At 41.5% G+C, this 19,982-nt stretch carries 16 protein-coding genes; all 16 read left to right on the plus strand.

The annotated features are described in order from the left end of the window. The first annotated feature begins 87 nt into the window (after positions 1 to 87). Positions 88 to 1,041, plus strand: a complete 954-nt coding sequence (locus NSS80_RS08405) for a polysaccharide deacetylase family protein (protein ID WP_056766474.1) — start codon at positions 88 to 90, stop codon at positions 1,039 to 1,041. 33 nt (positions 1,042 to 1,074) lie between these two features. Then, complete coding sequence (locus tag NSS80_RS08410) at positions 1,075 to 2,304, plus strand: pitrilysin family protein (protein WP_024424132.1); 1,230 nt, start codon at positions 1,075 to 1,077, stop codon at positions 2,302 to 2,304. Between the two features lie 72 nt (positions 2,305 to 2,376). After that, positions 2,377 to 3,297 carry an aminoglycoside phosphotransferase family protein gene (locus tag NSS80_RS08415; protein WP_024427008.1) on the plus strand — a complete coding sequence of 307 codons (921 nt, stop codon included), beginning with the start codon at positions 2,377 to 2,379 and terminating at the stop codon, positions 3,295 to 3,297. Between the two features lie 71 nt (positions 3,298 to 3,368). Further along, positions 3,369 to 3,641, plus strand: coding sequence for a YlmC/YmxH family sporulation protein (locus NSS80_RS08420; protein WP_024424130.1), 273 nt, complete (start codon positions 3,369 to 3,371; stop codon positions 3,639 to 3,641). A gap of 122 nt (positions 3,642 to 3,763) precedes the next feature. Next, positions 3,764 to 4,666, plus strand: a complete 903-nt coding sequence (gene dpaA / locus NSS80_RS08425) for a dipicolinic acid synthetase subunit A (protein ID WP_041117424.1) — start codon at positions 3,764 to 3,766, stop codon at positions 4,664 to 4,666. Then, on the plus strand, positions 4,663 to 5,256 hold the full coding sequence (gene dpaB, locus NSS80_RS08430) for a dipicolinate synthase subunit B (RefSeq protein ID WP_046311007.1): 594 nt from the start codon (positions 4,663 to 4,665) through the stop codon (positions 5,254 to 5,256). The genes dpaA and dpaB overlap by 4 nt, the downstream gene beginning before the upstream one ends. A gap of 139 nt (positions 5,257 to 5,395) precedes the next feature. Further along, a complete protein-coding gene (gene asd / locus NSS80_RS08435) occupies positions 5,396 to 6,415 on the plus strand; it encodes an aspartate-semialdehyde dehydrogenase (RefSeq protein WP_342498456.1) in 1,020 nt (339 codons plus the stop codon). Positions 6,416 to 6,507: 92 nt separating this feature from the next. Further along, entirely contained in the window at positions 6,508 to 7,722 is a 1,215-nt protein-coding gene (gene dapG, locus NSS80_RS08440; protein WP_034281880.1) for an aspartate kinase, read from the plus strand. 30 nt (positions 7,723 to 7,752) lie between these two features. After that, positions 7,753 to 8,619 (plus strand): 4-hydroxy-tetrahydrodipicolinate synthase, encoded by an 867-nt coding sequence (gene dapA / locus NSS80_RS08445; protein WP_024427012.1) that lies wholly within the window; start codon positions 7,753 to 7,755, stop codon positions 8,617 to 8,619. Positions 8,620 to 8,790: 171 nt separating this feature from the next. Beyond that, positions 8,791 to 10,458: a ribonuclease J2 gene (gene rnjB, locus NSS80_RS08450; RefSeq protein ID WP_034281883.1), complete on the plus strand. Its 1,668-nt coding sequence runs from the start codon at positions 8,791 to 8,793 to the stop codon at positions 10,456 to 10,458. A gap of 323 nt (positions 10,459 to 10,781) precedes the next feature. Continuing rightward, entirely contained in the window at positions 10,782 to 11,510 is a 729-nt protein-coding gene (locus NSS80_RS08455; RefSeq protein WP_317222038.1) for a ClpP family protease, read from the plus strand. Then, positions 11,507 to 11,743, plus strand: coding sequence for a YlzJ-like family protein (locus tag NSS80_RS08460; protein ID WP_008344712.1), 237 nt, complete (start codon positions 11,507 to 11,509; stop codon positions 11,741 to 11,743). The genes NSS80_RS08455 and NSS80_RS08460 overlap by 4 nt, the downstream gene beginning before the upstream one ends. 110 nt (positions 11,744 to 11,853) lie before the next feature. Continuing rightward, on the plus strand, positions 11,854 to 14,238 hold the full coding sequence (locus tag NSS80_RS08465) for a DNA translocase FtsK (RefSeq protein ID WP_041117428.1): 2,385 nt from the start codon (positions 11,854 to 11,856) through the stop codon (positions 14,236 to 14,238). Positions 14,239 to 14,402: 164 nt separating this feature from the next. Then, the gene (locus tag NSS80_RS08470; protein ID WP_024424122.1) at positions 14,403 to 15,128 is read left to right on the plus strand and encodes a GntR family transcriptional regulator; all 726 of its coding nucleotides are present in this window, start codon (positions 14,403 to 14,405) and stop codon (positions 15,126 to 15,128) included. A gap of 99 nt (positions 15,129 to 15,227) precedes the next feature. After that, the gene (locus tag NSS80_RS08475; RefSeq protein WP_169510834.1) at positions 15,228 to 16,460 is read left to right on the plus strand and encodes an MFS transporter; all 1,233 of its coding nucleotides are present in this window, start codon (positions 15,228 to 15,230) and stop codon (positions 16,458 to 16,460) included. A 311-nt stretch (positions 16,461 to 16,771) separates the two neighbouring features. Next, positions 16,772 to 19,888, plus strand: coding sequence for an MMPL family transporter (locus tag NSS80_RS08480; protein WP_317222037.1), 3,117 nt, complete (start codon positions 16,772 to 16,774; stop codon positions 19,886 to 19,888). Positions 19,889 to 19,982 lie beyond the last annotated feature (94 nt).

Below are 19,982 nucleotides of genomic sequence, written 5' to 3' on the forward strand. Positions count from 1 at the left end.
TGCCAGGCTTCTTTCTTTTCTTGCGCTAACAATAGTTCTAGCTTGTTTCTCCCCATCATAATTTGTGATATAGGGGAGGGACAACCATTGAAAAAAACGTTACCATTCATTGTGTTTGTATTTTTACTGCTCGTGTCATATCAAACGATGAAGCAGCCGGCTGCTGTTACATATATTGAATCAATGAAAGAGCATGCCGAAGTTGCATCTGTTTCAAAAGATATTTTATTTCAGGAAATTGAATCGAAGTCTTCTGACTATGAAGTAAAGGCGCAAAATGCTAAGATTGATAAAGTGTGGAAAAAGATGCCTGGCTTAAATGGACAGACAGTTGATATCGATGCCTCTTATGAAAAAATGAAGAAACAGGGGTCATTCGATGAAAAGTTGCTTGTTTTTAATGAAACAAAACCATCTATTCATTTACATGAGCTTGGTGCAGAGCCCATTTATAAAGGGCATCCAGATAAAAAAATGAATGCATTCCTGATCAATGTGGCTTGGGGTGACGAGCATTTAATCAACATGTTAAAGACGCTGGAAAAGCATCAAGTCAAGGCGACCTTTTTCTTAGAAGGCAAATGGGTGAAAAAAAGCACAGAGCTTGCTAAAAAAATCGTGGCAGATGGTCATGAAATTGGAAATCATTCATACAATCACCCAGATATGCGCACACTGACAAGAGAACGAGCATTAGAGCAGATAACGAAAACAAATCGCCAAATTGAAGAATCCCTTGGGAAGAAACCAAAATGGTTTGCGCCTCCAAGCGGCAGCTTTAAAGAAGAAACAGTCAAGCTTGCCAAACAAGAAGGCATGGAAACCATTATGTGGACAGTAGACACCATCGACTGGCAAAAACCATCCCCGGCTATTTTACAAAAGCGGGTGCTTGGGAAAATTCACAATGGGGCGATGATATTAATGCATCCAACAGATGCAACAGCGAAAAGTCTTGACGCACTTATCACTCAAATCAAGGAAAGAGGATATGAATTAGGGACGGTTTCTGACCTCCTAAGTGAAAAAAGACATCCGTGATGCGATCTGTTTGTTGAATAGGAGGAGCAAAACTTGGTCAAAACGTATACATGCCAAAACGGAGTAAGAATTGTACTCGAAAACAATCCCACTGTAAGGTCTGTCGCAATTGGCGTCTGGATTGGCACAGGCTCTAGACATGAGACACCTGAAATTAATGGGATCTCACACTTTTTAGAGCATATGTTTTTTAAAGGGACAAAGACAAGATCTGCACGTGATATCGCAGAATCCTTTGACCGCATTGGTGGTCAAGTGAATGCCTTTACATCAAAAGAATACACTTGCTACTATGCGAAGGTGCTTGATTCACATGCTGGCTACGCCCTCGATGTATTAAGCGACATGTTCTTTCACTCAGCTTTTGATGAAGAAGAGCTGAAAAAAGAAAAAAATGTGGTGTACGAAGAAATTAAAATGTATGAGGATACTCCTGATGACATCGTTCATGATTTATTAAGTAAAGCCATTTATGGGGATCATTCATTAGGATATCCGATTTTAGGAACAGAGGAAACACTCTCTACCTTTAACGGAGATTCACTTAGAAAATATATGGATGAATTCTATACGCCGGACCGCGTCGTGATCTCTGTTGCAGGGAACGTAGATGAGACCTTTATTCGTGAGGTTGAAAAGCTGTTCGGTTCTTATGAAGGAAAAGGGAAAAAGCAGCCTGTAGAAGCTCCAACATTTCATTATGACAAGCTCACACGCAAAAAGGAAACGGAACAAGCGCACCTATGCCTGGGCTTTAATGGCCTTCCAGCTGGAGATAAGGGCATCTATGACTTAATCGTCTTAAATAATGTTCTTGGCGGAAGCATGAGCAGCCGATTATTCCAAGATGTAAGAGAGGATAAAGGACTTGCTTATTCCGTCTTCAGCTATCACAGTTCATTTGCAGATAATGGAATGCTGACGATTTACGGCGGGACTGGAGCGAAGCAGCTAAACCTGCTCTCTGAGACCATCTTACAAACATTAGACGTCTTAAAGCGTGAGGGAATCACGCAGAAAGAACTAGAGAACTCTAAGGAGCAAATGAAAGGCAACCTTATGCTCAGCCTTGAAAGCACAAACAGCAAAATGAGCCGAAACGGTAAAAATGAACTGCTCCTTGGCAAACATCGGACACTCGATGAAATTATTGATGAAATCAACAGCGTCACATTAGACGGCGTGAATAACTTATCTAAACGCATCTTTACAGAAGATTATGCGCTCTCGCTTATTAGTCCGACGGGTGATCAGCCATCATAATGTAAACAACACGGCAGACTCAAAAAAGTCTGCCGTTTTATTGTAGGTAAAGAAGAAAGGGGTTCTGCTTTCATGGAACATGAAAAGCTGAAACAGCTCTCTCCACTTCTGACACAAGCTTCTTTCCAAGCCATGACATCTGGTTTTTCGGGAGATCGTACCTTTTTGGTTACAATATCATCTAGTGAAAAGCTGGTGCTTAAGTTATCAGACATTCAAACGTATTCGCGTTATAAAAGAAAAGCATCATTTCAGCGGAAGTTAAAAGATCGAGGGATTCTTTGTTCTGAAGTGATTGAGATTGGAATGAGTGCTGAACTAAACTGTACCTATCGTATTTTCTCCTTTATCGAAGGCGAGAATGCTAGAGACTCCATCCATCTACTTACAAATGAAGAGCAGTATGAAATCGGGAGGCGGGCAGCGAGAGAGCTAAGTTTGATGCATACATGCCGTGCACCTTCTCATGTTCGTCCGTGGGATGAGAAAGTCATGGCAAAACATGAACGGTATGTACATGCCTATCAATCAAGTGGCGTGACGTTTTCCAATGATCAGTTTGTATTAGATTTTATCAAGTCGAATGTTGATGCGGTAAAAGAGAGGCCTAACCAGTTCCAGCATGATGATTTTCATTTAGGGAATATCATCATACAAGGTAATCAATATGCCGGTGTGATTGATTTCGATCAATCCGACTGGGGCGACCCGGTTCATGACTTTTATAAATTGTCCTTATTTAGTCGAGAAAGCAGCATTCCGTTCTCAGCTGGACAACTGGATCAATACGTGAGTACGCAGTCCACAAACGATTTTTGGCTTCTTTTTTCCATCTATACAGCAATGAGCTGCTTTTCATCTATCATCTGGACGCTTTCCTATGATCCGGGACATGTAAAAGACATGGTGAAACGAGTGGAGAGAATGCTAAAAGATCATAATTGCTTTCATCAACTTAAGCCTGTTTGGTATACCAACTCACATTATACATAACTTGAAAAGAGCAGGACGGTCTATTTCTTCCTTTTGCTGCATATATGATACGGAAGGGAAGTGATGCGATTTTGAGGCTGAGTGAACTGTCAGGAAAAGAGATCGTCGATATTAAAAGAGCGGAGCGGCTTGGCGTGCTTGGACAAACCGACCTTGAAATCAATGAACAGGACGGTCAAATTACAGCACTCATTATACCTTCCGTGAAGTGGTTTGGCTTTCGAAAACAAGGAAATGACATCCGCGTCCCGTGGAATCACATTCAAAAAATAGGATCAGATATGATCATTCTCGATGTGCCTGAAGAACTTCAGCCGCACGGAGAAAAAGAGCACCCGCAATAATGGGTGCTCTTTTTCTTTTCTCTCTCTGATTCGTTCACAGGCTGAATCCTCTCCTCATATGCTGAAAGGGAGATTCAGAAAATATTACAGACTTTTTTAAATAAAGAAGGTGAACGGTCAGTATGTTGAGCGGTTTAACGGTTGCGGTGATCGGGGGAGATGCAAGGCAGCTTGAAATTATTCGCAAGTTGTCACAGCAGCATGCCAAAGTATTTTTGGTTGGATTTGACCAGCTGGATCATGGATTTATCGGTGCTGAAAAGCTGAAAATGTCTGAACTTCCATTCGAACAAGTAGATAGTATGATCCTGCCAGTATCTGGGACAACGGATGAAGGCGCTGTTGCTACCGTTTTTTCAAACGAGCAGGTCTTGCTGGAAGCTAAATATTTAGAAAGAACCCCTGCCCATTGTATCTTGTACTCAGGTATTTCAAATACGTACTTAGACAATCTGGCAAAGCAGGTGAACCGGAAGCTTGTGAAGCTGTTTGAGCGAGATGATATTGCCATATATAACTCTATTCCAACAGTTGAAGGAATTATCATGATGGCCATTCAGCAAACGGACTATACGATTCACGGGTCTCATGTCGCTGTTCTCGGACTTGGAAGAACAGGACTCACCATTGCCCGCACATTTCGGGCACTAGGGGCAGACGTAAAAGTAGGGGCGGCAGACACAGCACATTTAGCGCGGGCCTTTGAGATGGGTCTTCATCCATTTTCAATGGACCAGTTAAAAGAGGAAGTAACGGATGTTGATATTATCATCAATACCATTCCAAGTCTCGTATTAGATTCATCTGTCATCGTCAGCATGACACCAAAGACACTCATTTTGGATATCGCCTCCCGTCCAGGCGGAACAGACTTTGACTTTGCACAAAAGCACGGAGTGAAGGCACTTCTTGCACCAGGACTCCCGGGGATTGTTGCACCAAAAACAGCAGGACAAATCATTGCAAAAGTGCTTTCCGGGCTTTTATGTGAACTTGCGGAGGAAAAAAGGGGGATGGAATCATGACAACATTAAAAGGGAAAAGAATCGGCTTTGGTTTAACAGGTTCCCACTGTACGTATGAGGCTGTTTTTCCGCAAATCGAAGCGCTTGTAAAAGAAGGGGCAGAGGTGCGTCCAGTGGTGTCGTACACGGTGCAGAGTACGAATACGAGATTTGGAGATGGAGCCGAGTGGATCGAGCGGATTGAGAAGCTGACTGGATTTCAAGCGATTGACTCAATCGTGAAAGCAGAGCCGCTCGGGCCTAAGCTGCCGCTTGATTGTATGGTCATTGCTCCTTTAACTGGAAACTCGATGGCGAAATTTGCAAATGCCATGACAGACAGTCCTGTTTTAATGGCTGCTAAAGCAACCATACGGAATCATCGACCTGTCGTTTTAGGTATCTCAACAAATGATGCGTTAGGTTTAAATGGTACAAATCTGATGAGGCTGATGTCGACAAAGAATATTTTCTTTATTCCGTTTGGTCAGGATGATCCATTCAAAAAACCGACCTCTATGGTCGCGAACATGAATCTGCTAACTCAAACAGTAGAAGAGGCACTCCAGCATAGACAAATTCAGCCAATTTTAATTGGACCAAACGAATAATAGATTCACTAGAAAATCATGAAAGATTCAAAAAAGATGCTTCAAGCCTTGCTTTTCTATGGTAAAATAAAATGTAAAAAGTCATAGGATGGCCATCCGAAAGAAAAGAATCATGGATGGGTCGGAAGGAGTTTTACTGATGGGAAGAGGATTGCATGTAGCTGTAGTTGGAGCGACTGGAGCTGTCGGTCAACAAATGTTAAAAACACTAGCTGACAGAGATTTTGAAATGGATACACTTACTCTACTATCCTCAAAACGTTCTGCTGGAACAAAAGTGACATTCAGAGGTCAAGAGTACACTGTTCAGGAAGCAACACCTGAAAGCTTTGAAGGAGTGAACATTGCATTATTCAGTGCTGGAGGAAATGTTTCTAAAACGCTGGCTCCTGAAGCAGTCAAACGAGGTGCGATTGTTGTTGACAACACAAGTGCTTTTCGTATGGACGAAAACATCCCTCTTGTCGTACCAGAGGTAAACGAAAAAGATTTGCATGATCATCAAGGGATCATTGCAAACCCTAACTGTTCAACGATTCAAATGGTAGCGGCATTAGAACCGCTTCGTCAGGCATATGGAATGAAAAAAGTTATTGTCTCTACGTATCAAGCAGTATCAGGTGCGGGACATGAAGCCATTGACGAACTATACAGCCAATCACAAGCCATTTTAAATAAAGAGGATGTAACACCAGAAGTCATGCCTTATCAAATTGCATTTAATGCGATTCCGCAAATTGATAAATTCCAAGACAACGGTTATACATTCGAAGAAATGAAAATGATCAACGAAACGAAAAAAATCATGCATATGCCTGAGCTGGAAGTAGCGGCAACATGCGTAAGGCTTCCAATTGAAACAGGTCATTCAGAATCTGTCTACGTCGAACTAGAATCAAATGATGCAACAGTGGAAGACCTCAAATCAATTCTAAAAGATGCACCAGGAATTACGCTGCAAGATGATCCGTCTCAGCAAATTTATCCAATGCCAGCAGATGCTGTTGGGAAAAATGACGTATTTGTCGGCCGCATTCGGAAAGATTTGGACCGTCCAAACGGGTTCCATATGTGGATTGTATCTGATAACCTGCTTAAAGGCGCTGCATGGAACTCTGTTCAAATTGCAGAAAGCTTAAAAGCATTAAAATTAGTTTAACATTCAATGGATGATGAGGACGAACAGAAGAGAGTTAGGCATCTTTCGCCTGCTCTCTTCTGTTACGTCAGAATGAACTTGGAGTGAAAACAGTGAAAATAATTGTCCAAAAATTTGGCGGTACATCTGTCAAAGATGATCAAGGTAGAAAAAGGGCACTTGCACATATCTTATCTGCAAAAGAGAAAGGCTATAAGTCGGTTGTTGTCGTTTCTGCAATGGGACGAAAAGGCGATCCCTATGCGACAGATACGCTGCTCGGTCTGCTTTACGGCAGCGCGCAGCATATGACAAACAGAGAAAAAGACTTGCTTGTTTCCTGCGGGGAGAATATCTCAGCTGTTGTGTTTTCAAGTATGCTGAATGAAAACGGTCTAAAGGCTGTAGCGATGACTGGAGCTCAGGCGGGCTTTGTGACTGATAAGGAGCATACAAGTGCGAAAATTATTGACATGAAGTGCGAACGTCTGGAAGCAGCACTGTCTGAACATGATGTTGTCGTTGTCGCTGGGTTCCAGGGAGCGGCGAAAAATGGAGACGTGACAACAATCGGACGAGGTGGCAGTGATACGTCCGCAGCAGCTTTAGGCGCTGCATTGCAGGCAGACTTTATTGATATTTTTACAGATGTAGAAGGCGTTATGACAGCAGATCCCCGCATTGTTGAAAATGCAAAACCGCTGAGAGTCGTGACATATACGGAAATTTGCAACCTCGCATATCAAGGGGCAAAAGTCATTCACCCGCGAGCTGTTGAAATTGCGATGCAGGCAAAAGTACCAATGAGGGTCCGTTCAACATACTCTGATGATGAGGGCACGCTCGTTACATCACACTACTCAGATAAAATGAGCCATGATGTGTATGACCGCCTCATTACGGGTATTGCACATGTCAATGATGTGACACAAATCAAAGTCCCTGCAAAAGAAGGTCAGTACAGCGTACAAACAGAGGTCTTCAAAGCAATGGCAAACGCACAAATCAGTGTCGACTTCTTCAATATCACACCGAGTGAAATTGTGTATACAGTGACAGGTGCAATGACTGAAAAGGCAACGTCGATCCTAAAAGATCTTGGTTATACACCAATTGTGACAACAAATTGTGCGAAAGTATCAGCTGTTGGCGCAGGCATTATGGGTGTACCAGGTGTCACATCTAAAATTGTAACGGCTCTATCCGAGCAAAACATTCCGATTTTACAATCGGCTGACAGTCATACGACCATTTGGGTGTTAGTGAACGAAGAAAACATGAGAGCGGCTGTCAATGCCCTGCATGAAGTGTTTGAACTTTCAAGATAAATGTGATTGAATCATGATGAGGTGAAAAAAATGAATTTCGGAAATATCGCAACAGCTATGATTACACCTTTTGATAAAAAGGGCAACATCGATTTCCAAAAGCTATCAATTCTCATTGATTACTTGTTAAAAAACGGCAGTGACTCCTTAGTCGTTGCAGGGACAACAGGCGAATCGCCAACTTTATCGAATGAAGAAAAAGTCGCTCTTTTTCAGCAATCGGTCAAATTAGCAAATGGTCGTTGTAAAATCATTGCAGGAACAGGCAGTAATAATACAAATGCGTCTATCAAACTAACGAAAAAAGCAGAAGAAGCGGGCGTTGATGCAGTGATGCTTGTCGTACCTTATTACAACAAGCCATCACAGGAAGGCATGTATGCACACTTTAAAGCCATTGCCGAGTCTACATCTCTTCCTGTCATGCTTTACAATGTACCAGGAAGAACGGCTGCGTCATTAGCACCAGAAACAACGATTAAGCTTGCGCAAATACCTAACATTGTTGCCATCAAAGAAGCAAGCGGCGATCTTGATGCCATGACAAAAATCATTGCAGAGACGCCAGAAGATTTCGACGTATATTCAGGGGACGACAGTTTAACACTTCCGGCTGTATCTGTTGGTGCAAAAGGAGTTGTCTCGGTTGCGTCTCATATCGTAGGGCTGGATATGCAGCAAATGCTGAAAAGCTATGCTTCAGGCCAGACAGCGAATGCAGCATTGATCCATCAAAAGCTGCTTCCAATCATGAAACAGCTTTTCTCAGCGCCAAATCCAACACCTGTCAAAACAGCCCTTCAGCTGAAAGGACTAGATGTCGGATCTGTTCGTCTTCCGCTTTTGCCTTTGTCAGAAGAAGAGAGACTGGATTTAAGCAGCGTTTTAAACAGCTGATCAAAACAAAAGATTTCGTAAGCGGTCATTCTCAGATGTCCCTGAGTATGACCGTTTTTTATACATAAACACTTTCTTAAAATGTGACTTCATCTTGTTTTCTAAAATTAGATTCAGTTATAATAGCATTAAGCGATGATGGACGGGCTTGAGACTAGGAGGATAAGAATTTTGAAAAAGAAAAATACAGAGAACGTAAGAATTATTGCACTCGGAGGCGTTGGAGAAATCGGAAAAAACCTATATGTCATTGAGATTGATTCGGACATATATGTAGTAGATGCAGGTTTAATGCATCCAGAAAATGAAATGCTGGGCATTGACGTCGTCATTCCTGATATCTCTTATTTAACAGAGCGTGCTGATCGGGTGAAAGCAATTTTTCTTACCCACGGACATGATGAAGCAATCGGAGGCGTATTCCATTGCTTGAGCAAATTGTCTGTACCAGTCTACGGAACGAAGCTGACCCTTGCGTTACTTCGAGAAAAATTAAAGCAGTATGGCTTCAATCAAAAAGCTGATTTGCGTGAGGTACATGCAAAATCAGTTATTACTTTTGAAACAACAAAAGTATCGTTCTTTAGAACGAATCACAGCATTCCTGATTCAGTTGGGATCAGCTTCAAAACCTCTCTTGGTTCAATCGTATGCACAGGTGATTTTAAATTTGATCAAACCCCAGCGCTTAACCAAGCCTGTGACATCGGAGAGATTGCGAAAATTGGAAACAATGGCGTTTTAGCACTACTTTCAGACAGTGCAAATGCTGAAAAACCAGGCTATACACCTTCTGAGGCGCTCGTCCAAGACGAAATCTCAAATGCGATGTACAATGCTGAAAATCGTGTGATTGTTGCTGTGTCTTCATCTAATATTAACCGCGTGCAGCAGATCATTAATGCAACAAATCAAAATGGCCGTAAGCTTGCCGTTGCAGGGAAGAATATGATGACAACCCTTCAGCTGGCGATCAAGCTTGGTTATGTTACAGCAGACGAAGAATTATTTGTACCCGTTCAAGAAGTGAAGAAAATGGCGAAAAACGACGTGGTCATCCTGACCGCTGGAAGCCACGGAGAGCCGCTTGCTGCTTTAACAAAAATGGCGAAGCAAAATCACAAACAGCTTCATATTGAAAAAGATGACACGGTTGTGATTGCATCTACACCTCTTCCTGGACAAGAACTCACATACTCTAAAACAGTGGATTTCCTTACAAGGAGCGGAGCACAAGTCATTTTTGCGCAAAAACGTGTACATGTATCTGGACATGGGTGCCAAGAAGAGTTAAAGCTGATGCTGAACTTACTAAAACCGAAGTATTTAATTCCGGTGAATGGCGAATATCGTATGCAAAAAGCACATTCTCGTATTGCTGAAGAAGTAGGTATGAAACGCAGTGACATTTTCTTGATTGATAAAGGAGATGTTGTTGAGTTTAGAGGACAGAACGTCAAAATCGGTGAAAAAGTTCATCAAGGAAACATTTTGATCGATGGTCTTGGCGTTGGTGATATCGGAAACATCGTGTTACGCGATAGACGTCTATTGTCTCAAGACGGTATCTTGATTGTTGTCATTACGCTCGATAAACAAAAGAAACAATTAATTTCTGGACCTGAAATCATCACAAGAGGATTTGTCTATGTAAGAGAATCCGAAGAGCTGATTGTGAAAGCAACAGAAATGGTCAAAGAGATTGTCAAAGAGCAAACGGAAAACTCAATTGTTGAATGGTCAACATTGAAACAATCCATGCGCGATGTGCTAAATCAATTCCTATATGAAAAAACAAAACGTAAGCCGATGATCATTCCAATTATTATGGAAGTGTGATGATAAAGCCCAAGGAGCATAAGCTCTTTGGGCTTTAGATTGTTGACAAAGTGCTAAAATGAACTTTATTTTAGCACTTTGTCTTCTTTTTAGCGTGATAGAAAACCTTTGCAGTCTAGAAAGGACGAGCACCGGAGCGGAGCGAATTTGACATTCGTGAGCACCGAAGCGCAGGACTGACAACGAATGCGAGGGTTTGTCTACACGCTAAGCCCAAGGAGCATAAGCTCTTTGGGCTTTTTTGATGTGGCATGAGGAATGCGGATGGAATATGCCCTATTTGTTCATAATAGGAGAAGAGTTTGAGGAAAGGATGGAGACAAATGGACGAAAAGAATGAACAGCAGCCTGAGCGAAAGCCAGAAGAAAAAGACAGCATTATGAGCAAAATACAGCAGCTTGGTGAAACAGCCGTTCCGCAGCTGCCGCAAGATACAAATATCCATTGCCTCACCATTATTGGACAAATTGAAGGCCACATGCAGCTTCCACCGCAAAATAAAACAACCAAATACGAACATGTCATTCCACAAATCGTAGCTGTTGAACAAAACCCGAAAATAGAAGGTCTTCTGATCATCTTAAATACAGTAGGAGGAGATGTTGAAGCGGGACTCGCGATTGCAGAAATGCTTGCTTCTTTATCGAAACCAACTGTCTCGATTGTGCTTGGCGGCGGCCACTCGATAGGTGTCCCGATTGCTGTATCGTGTGACTATTCGTATATTGCAGAAACAGCCACAATGACCATTCATCCTGTGCGATTAACAGGTCTTGTGATTGGCGTTCCGCAAACCTTTGAATACTTAGATAAAATGCAGGAAAGAGTCATTAACTTTGTTACAAGCCACTCCAACATTACAGAAGAGAAGTTTAAAGAGCTCATGTTCTCAAAGGGCAATTTGACGAGAGACATCGGAACAAATATCGTTGGTCATGAGGCAGCAGAATACGGACTCATGAATGAAGTGGGCGGTGTAGGACAAGCGATTAAAAAGTTGAACGAACTTATCGGAGACAGGGCATCTCAAAACGAGGGGCTGATCCAATGATATTATATACGCCTATGCCATATGAAGCCATTTACGCTGAGGAACAGGGAGAACGCAAGCTCCAGCAGGTAAACATTCAAGGTGTGCCAGTGATGGTTGAAATGAAAGAAGATGAAGCAGAAATTGTTCAAGTCATGAGCACCAATCCAATGGATTTTCTCAATCAAGAGCTTGCACCAGGCAAGCGATTGAAGTTACATTTAGGCACCAATCAAACCGACTCATATGAATGATTCTATGCTATAATAAAGGGAAAACTTACAACAAGATGCAGCCAAAACCAGGCTGCTTTCTTTCTGATCTTTCGGTAGGTTATATTTTCTTTCGTAGTAAGGTGATGAGTATGGCTAAAAAGAGAAAACGGAAAACGAGAAAAAAACAAAATAAACAGCTAAAACTGAAATATGAATTAAATGGGTTAGTCTGTATTGCCATAGCGATCATTGCCATTTTACAGCTGGGCGTTGTTGGACAAACCTTTGTACATCTATTCCGATTTTTTGCAGGTGAATGGTTCATTCTCTGTCTTATCGGATTATTTCTTTTTGGTGTGACGATTTTCTGGAAAAAACAAATTCCAGATATTTTAACAAGAAGAAAAGCAGGTCTCTACTGCATCATTGCGAGTATCTTGCTTTTGTCACATGTGAAGCTCTTTCAGCATCTTTCATCTGCTGGCGTCATTGGCTCTCAAAGTGTGATTAGAAATACATTTGAGCTTTTCTTGATGGATATGAAAGGTGAAACAGGATCGCCTGATTTAGGGGGCGGCATGATCGGCGCCATCTTGTTTGCTGCTTCTTATTTCTTATTTGCGCAAGCAGGCTCGCAAATCATGGCGATTGTTCTGATGCTGATTGGAATTGTCCTGATTACAAACCGATCCCTTCAGGAAATGGTGAAAAAAGTGACGATTCCTGTATCACAATTTATGGTGAAGCAGTGGAAAGCCTTTGTGGAAGATATGAAAGGAATCAGGCAGGCGAAAAAGAGCGCGTCCTCTCAGAAAACAGGTGAAAAGAAAAAACGTTCACGCAATCAAGAAGAAGACGAGGATGATCTGATCTTGATCGAAGAGGAAACGCCGTCTTCTGATAATAGCCAGCCGATTATTTCAAGCTTTGCAGATAGAGATGACATTCTCACCCCGACGGTTCAAAACAAGCAGGCGGCAAAAGAGACAGCAAAAGAGACAGCGCCTCTTCAGGACTCTGTGCAAAGTGCACCAGTTCAATCAGATACAGCCGATGAACCAAAAGAGGCGCCTCCGATGACATTTACAGAACTTGAAAACAAAGATTATGAATTGCCGTCACTTGATATTTTGGCAGAGCCTCAACATTCAGGTCAGCAAACAGATAAGAAAAATATTTATGAAAATGCAAGAAAGCTTGAAAAAACATTTCAAAGCTTTGGTGTGAAAGCAAAAGTCACACAGGTTCATTTAGGTCCAGCTGTGACCAAATATGAAGTATATCCAGATGTCGGCGTGAAGGTCAGTAAAATCGTCAATCTAAGTGATGATTTAGCCCTTGCCCTTGCAGCAAAGGACATTCGAATTGAGGCGCCGATTCCTGGTAAATCAGCCATCGGCATCGAAGTTCCGAATGCAGAAATTGCTATGGTTTCATTAAAAGAGGTATTAGAATCGAAGCAAAATGACCGTCCAAATGCTAAGCTCCTCATTGGACTCGGCCGTAATATCTCGGGTGAAGCAGTGCTTGCTGAAATGAACAAAATGCCGCATTTGCTTGTAGCAGGTTCGACTGGAAGCGGAAAAAGTGTGTGTATCAATGGTATTATCACAAGCATTCTCATGAGAGCGAAGCCTCATGAAGTGAAAATGATGATGATTGATCCGAAAATGGTTGAATTAAATGTGTATAACGGCATTCCGCATCTTTTGGCTCCTGTCGTAACAGACCCTAAGAAAGCATCGCAGGCTCTTAAAAAAGTAGTCAGCGAAATGGAACGCCGCTATGAATTGTTTTCGCATACGGGGACAAGAAATATTGAAGGATACAATGATTACATTAAACGGATGAATCAAACAGAAGATGCTAAACAGCCAGAGCTTCCTTATATTGTTGTCATTGTAGACGAGCTTGCAGATTTAATGATGGTCGCTTCCTCTGATGTGGAAGATTCCATTACACGACTTTCTCAAATGGCTCGTGCTGCGGGAATTCATTTGATTATCGCCACACAAAGACCTTCTGTCGATGTCATTACAGGTGTCATTAAAGCCAACATCCCGTCCCGTATTGCCTTTAGCGTATCCTCACAAACCGATTCAAGGACGATCCTTGATATGGGAGGCGCAGAAAAGCTGCTGGGCAGAGGGGACATGCTGTTTTTACCTGTTGGTGCAAACAAGCCCGTTCGTGTGCAAGGCGCCTTTTTATCAGATGAAGAAGTGGAACATGTTGTGGATCACGTGATCACACAGCAAAAAGCACAATACCAAGAGGAAATGATTCCGAGCGAAGAAACGCAGGATCAGCTTGCGGCTGTGGAAGATGATCTATATGATGAAGCAGTAGAATTGATCATCGGTATGCAGACGGCTTCTGTTTCTATGCTGCAAAGAAGATTTCGCATCGGTTATACCCGGGCGGCACGTCTCATTGACGCAATGGAAGAGCGGGGCGTTGTAGGCCCGTATGAAGGAAGTAAACCGAGAGAAGTTCTTCTCTCAAAAGAACAATATGACGAGCTCTCTTCATAAATTGAAGAGAGCTTTCCTGAAAAACAGTAAACAATAGTATGATTATGTTAACTGGATGTCAGACTATTTATTTATTTGCAAAAACATGATATAGTTATGTTCAACTTATCTCGGAATAGAGATTTCTCATCTTATCATTTGCATTGATTAGACGGAGGGAAAACATGTCGACCAAAACAGACAATCGCCATTTATATTTGAAAGTGATTGACCGTATTAAAGAAGATATTCAAACAGGTGTATATGCTGAAAAAGAAAAACTGCCTTCTGAGTTTGAGCTCTCAAAACTTTTAGGTGTGAGCAGAGCGACACTGCGTGAGGCCCTTCGTATATTAGAAGAAGAGAAGTATTTAATTAGAAGGCATGGGGTAGGGACTTTCGTCAATTCAAGACCGCTTTTTTCAACAGGCATAGAACAGCTGACAAGTGTCACGAAAATGATTGAGCAGGTCAATATGACGCCTGGCACCATCTTTTTATCCTCGCAAGAAGGGGAGCCGACAGAGAATGATGTCATTCGTTTTCAGTGTGATAAATCTGATGGGATTTTTTCAATGGAACGCGTTCGAACGGCAGATGGGCAGCCAGTTGTTTATTGTTTAGATAAAATTCCGGTCAAACATCTTCCCGCTTCTTTTACACATGAAGAAGAGTCTCTTTTTGAGCTGTTTGGAAGAGAACCGCACAGCGGGATTAAATATGCAGTTGCTGACATTGAACCAATTGGCTACCACGATCAGGTCTCACCGATTCTAGATTGTGACCCTGAAACGGCGTTATTATTACTGAAACAAATGCACTATGATCAGGATGATCAGCCGGTCTTATACTCCCTCAATTATTTTCGAGCGGATAAATTCAGCTTTCATGTCATACGCAAACGATTTTAATAAGCAGTCGCTTCCATAGGCGGCTGCTTTTTGTTTGCCCATACATAATACTCGTCAAACTTGCCACACTAATACGTAACAGTATATAGAATTGGGTGAATGATGTTGGGCGAGAAAACAGTCAGTAAAAAGAATATCATTGCATTATCATCAGTGCCTCTAATCATGACACTAGGGAACTCGATGTTAATACCAGTATTGCCAGAGATAGAAAAGAAACTCTCGATTACTTCCTTTCAAGTCTCTCTCATTATTACGGTATATTCGGTTGTAGCCATCTTATGTATTCCAATCGCCGGTTACTTATCAGACCGGATTGGGCGGAAAAAGGTACTGCTGCCGTGTCTTTTAATCGCTGGACTTGGAGGAGCTGTGGCAGCAGTCGCCTCAACGATCATGAAAGAACCTTATATGTGGATTTTGTTTGGCAGGGTCCTTCAAGGGATTGGTTCAGCTGGAGCCGCACCTGTCGTTATGCCGTTTATTGGAGATTTGTTTCATGATGATGAAGAGGTCAGTGCCGGACTTGGCGCCATTGAAACCTCTAATACAGCAGGTAAGGTACTAAGCCCTATTATTGGGGCACTTCTTGCTTCATGGTTTTGGTTTGTGCCGTTTTGGTTCATTCCGTTCTTTTCGATCATTAGCTTTCTCATGGTACTGTTCATGGTAGAGTCGGCGAAAAAAGAGGAGGATCCGCCTACATTTAAAGAATTTTTAAAATCAACAAAGACCATTTTTAAGCATGAGGGACGCTGGCTTTATGCCATTTTTGCTATTGGCGGTTTTATTATGTTTCTTCTTTTTGGTGTGCTTTTTTACTTATCCGATAACCTCGAGGCAGCTTATCAAATAAAAGGCGTTAAAAAAGGACTCCTGCTGAGTATTCCGCTCCTTTTTCTATCAATCAGTTCCTACATTGCTGGAAAAACGATTGGAAAAGAAAAAGGAAAAATGAGAATCTTTTTAATCGTAGGGATGGCTTTGTTATCACTTTCTTATATTTTTTTATGGTGGAATCACAGCTTTTTCGTATTGTTTATCTGTTTAAGCATTGGCGGAGTGGGCATCGGTATTGTGCTGCCTGCACTTGATGCGCTGATTACAGAAGGAATTGAAAAAGAGCAGTGCGGTACCATTACGTCATTTTATAGCAGTATGCGTTTTATCGGTGTTGCTTTAGGACCTCCGATTTTTGCCTATCTAATGGATAAAGGGGACTCCATAGTCTTTATTCTCTCGACCATTTGCAGTCTCATTTCACTATTTTTGGTCCTCTTTTTCATCCAGCCAGATGAAGAGGATGAGAGTGAACAATTAAAAACGGTTTAAATATAGAAAAAAGATGGTATTTTGCCATCTTTTTTCTTTTTTATAAATTGACATGTAAAATTTTGATAGTTAAACTAATGTATAGTAATATCTTTTAAATTATCCCAAATTGGAGGTGTTCAAAAACATTCATTTTCTGTCTTTCTTTAGGCAGAAATTGAGCTCGCGTGCTGATGATGGAGATATGCTTCTTCAACACGAAAGGACAATTGAATAGGTCATCCTGCCATTTGAAGGAGACGCAGTCAGCACTTCAGACACGCTCAAATACAGCAAATTGATTGAAGAAGTAGAAGGAGCTTGAAGCAGCTATGTTGCAAATAATTAAAGCAAGATGGATTGTATTAGTGGTGTGGATGATAACAGCTGTGATTCTGTTTATTACTGCGCCCGATTTAGAGGAATTAACAAGAGAAAAAGGGCAATTAAAGGTTCCGGAGGGGACACCAACAGCTGAGGCACTTCACCTATTGGATAAGCTGTCAGATAAGAACGGGAAGAAAGATACAGGTGTGCTTGTATTCTCCGAACAACATCTGTTCCCTGCGAAAGAGCAGGAATTAAAAAAGGCTTTAGCTGCACTCATGTCAAATGCCCCAGAACTCCACATTGACGGAATTACTTCGTATTTTCATGTAGATCCGGACATTCAAAAACAACTTTTATCAAAGGATAAAAGTACACTTCTTGTTCCATTCAAATTCGACCACTACGAAACAAAAGCTGTGAAGATTAAAGAACAAATTGAGGAAGTTTTAAAGCCCTATCATGTCTCATATGAAATAACGGGTCAAAAGTTTGTGGATTCAGATGTCATTCAAAGCTCTCAACAAGGTCTGAAGAAAACTGAACTTATCACGATGATTTTTATTTTCTTTATTTTAATTATTGTTTTCAGATCGATATTGGCACCTGTTGTTCCGCTCATTACGATAGGCATTTCTTACGCTGTCAGCCGGTGTATTGTGGCTTTTCTCGTAGAATATACACAATTTCCTCTATCTAATTTTACTCAGATTTTTATGGTAGCCATTATGTTCGGTATCGGAACGGATTATTGCATCCTGCTGTTAAGCCGTTTTAAAGAGGAGATCGGTCAAGGCCGTGATGTCAAAGAGTCGATTATCGTCACATATCAATGTGCAGGGAAAACGGTATTTTTCAGCGGCTTAGCCGTGTTAGTCGGCTTCTCAAGTATTGGATTTGCTAAATTCCAATTGTATCAATCAGCCGTTAGTGTTGCCGTTGGAGTAGGCATTCTGCTGATTGCCCTTGTCACCATCGTTCCCTTTTTTATGTCTGTTTTCGGAAAATCTCTATTCTGGCCATCTAAAAGAGAAAACATTCGGCACCCGCAAAGTAAAATGTGGGAATGGGCTGGGCGTTTTTCATTTAAAAGGCCGCTGATCAGCTTAGGGTTAGTCGCTCTTATTACGGTACCTCCTATTCTGATGTACGACGGCACCCTATCTTATAACAGTTTAAATGAAATCGGGAATAAATATGAGTCGGTGTCAGCATTTAATACGATATCAGAGCAATTTGGCTTTGGTGAAGCGCTGCCGCTGAATGTGCTTGTCGAAAATGATCATAAGCTGGATAATCAAGAAAAGATTGTCATGATTGAAAAACTGACTCGTAAATTAAATGACATTGACGAAGTCAAAACAGTCCGCAGTGTCACGCGTCCTGTTGGGGACGGGCTGAGCCAGCTTTATGTCACCTCTCAAGCGAAAGAGCTTGGAGGAGAACTCGGCAAAGGCCATGAAGGGATCGGGAAAATTTCAGATGGCTTGACCGAAACAAATCTCGCTCTTCTCAAACAAAAACCAAAAATTGAAGAATCCGCTCAAGGCATTGACCAGCTGATTGATGGAACAAAAGCAATCAAAAGCGGTATCGGAGAAGTCAGGGAATCCCTAATCTCTTTAGAAGATGGGGTGAGACGCAGTAAGGAAGGCGTCGGCACCATTCGAAGTAAAATCAAAAAAGCGAAAAAAGAATTAGAGCAAGAATATCGCAGCAGCGAAACGATGATTCAAGAGCTAGAGCGAGTGGTGAATACACTTGAACGCCATGCGAAATCGAATCAGCAGCTGATGACAACCATTAAGAAAGTAAGGGCATCCTATGAAAATCTATCATTTGAAGCACTAGAAAATCGTCTTCCAGAAGTAAAAGACATGGATGAATATAAAGAAATCAAGAAGGTATTCAAAGAAACAAAAGGAATGCTTGATCAAGCAGGGGATCAAATGAGTGTATATGAAGAGGAAGCCGCTCACTTTAAGCAAAAGATCAAGCAGGCAGATCAAGTGATTCAAACCTTATCAAGCAAGCAAAAAGAAGTAAAACGCCAAGTGCAAGCGCTCATGGATGGGCTTGATCAAATTTATGACGGCCTTGGCCAAACAAATGAGGGCCAAAAACAATTGATTAAAGAAATGCCTAAAATCGAAGATGGTGCAGATCAGCTGACAGACGGCCAAAAAGCCATCAAAAAAGGATTTAGCCAGCTTTCATCAAAACTTACATTGTTAACAGATGGATTAGGTGAAAGTATTGAAGGGCTTGAACAGGTCAAAAGCGGCTTCACCGAAGCTGACGGCTACTTAAAGCAGCTTCAGCAAGCGCCAGATGAAGAAATAACGGGCTGGTTTATTCCAGAAGAAGTGCTGAAACGCCAAGAATTTAAGCAAATCTTTCATACGTATATGTCTCCAGATCGTAAATTAACGACTTTTGAAGTCATCTTAAATGTGAATCCATACAGTAATGAAGCGATGAAAGGTGTCGCGAAAATTGAGGAAACCCTTGATCAATATTTACCTGTAAGTGGACTCAAAAATGCCAAATACGGTGTATCTGGTATCTCAAGCTTAAATGTGGACTTAAAAGAAACGTCTGACGGTGACTTTATTCGAACTGTTTTCTTCATGTTAATTGGTATTTTTATTATTTTAATTATTTTATTACGGTCAATCGTCATGCCGATATACTTAACACTTTCACTGATTTTAACGTATTTTACATCAATCGGGTTAACAGAATGGATCTTTAAAACATTTTTTGGCTACGATGGTGTCAGCTGGGCTGTTCCATTTTTCAGCTTTGTCATTCTTGTGACGCTCGGGATCGATTATTCCATCTTCCTCATGGATCGTTTTAATGAATGGAAGGGAGAGCATGTACAAGCATCGATGATATCAGCGATGAGAAATATGGGTTCTGTCATTATTTCTGCAGTGGCCATTTTAGCAGGTACGTTCGCTGCTATGCTGCCATCAGGAGTATTATCGCTTGTTGAAATTGCAACGGTCGTACTCATTGGACTTTTATTATATGCTTTTGTTGTATTGCCCCTCTTTATTCCGGTCATGGTTCGTATTTTTGGTAAATGGAATTGGTGGCCGTTTAGAATGAAATAACGACTGGCGTCTCTGCTATGAGCAGAGGCGTTTTTATTTCCTATCCTTTCCTCTGATTGATATAATGTCTATTAAATGGCTGTTTCACGTATAT

This window comes from Bacillus sp. FSL M8-0350 (assembly GCF_038593345.1).
GTDB lineage: Bacteria > Bacillota > Bacilli > Bacillales > Bacillaceae > Bacillus > Bacillus safensis.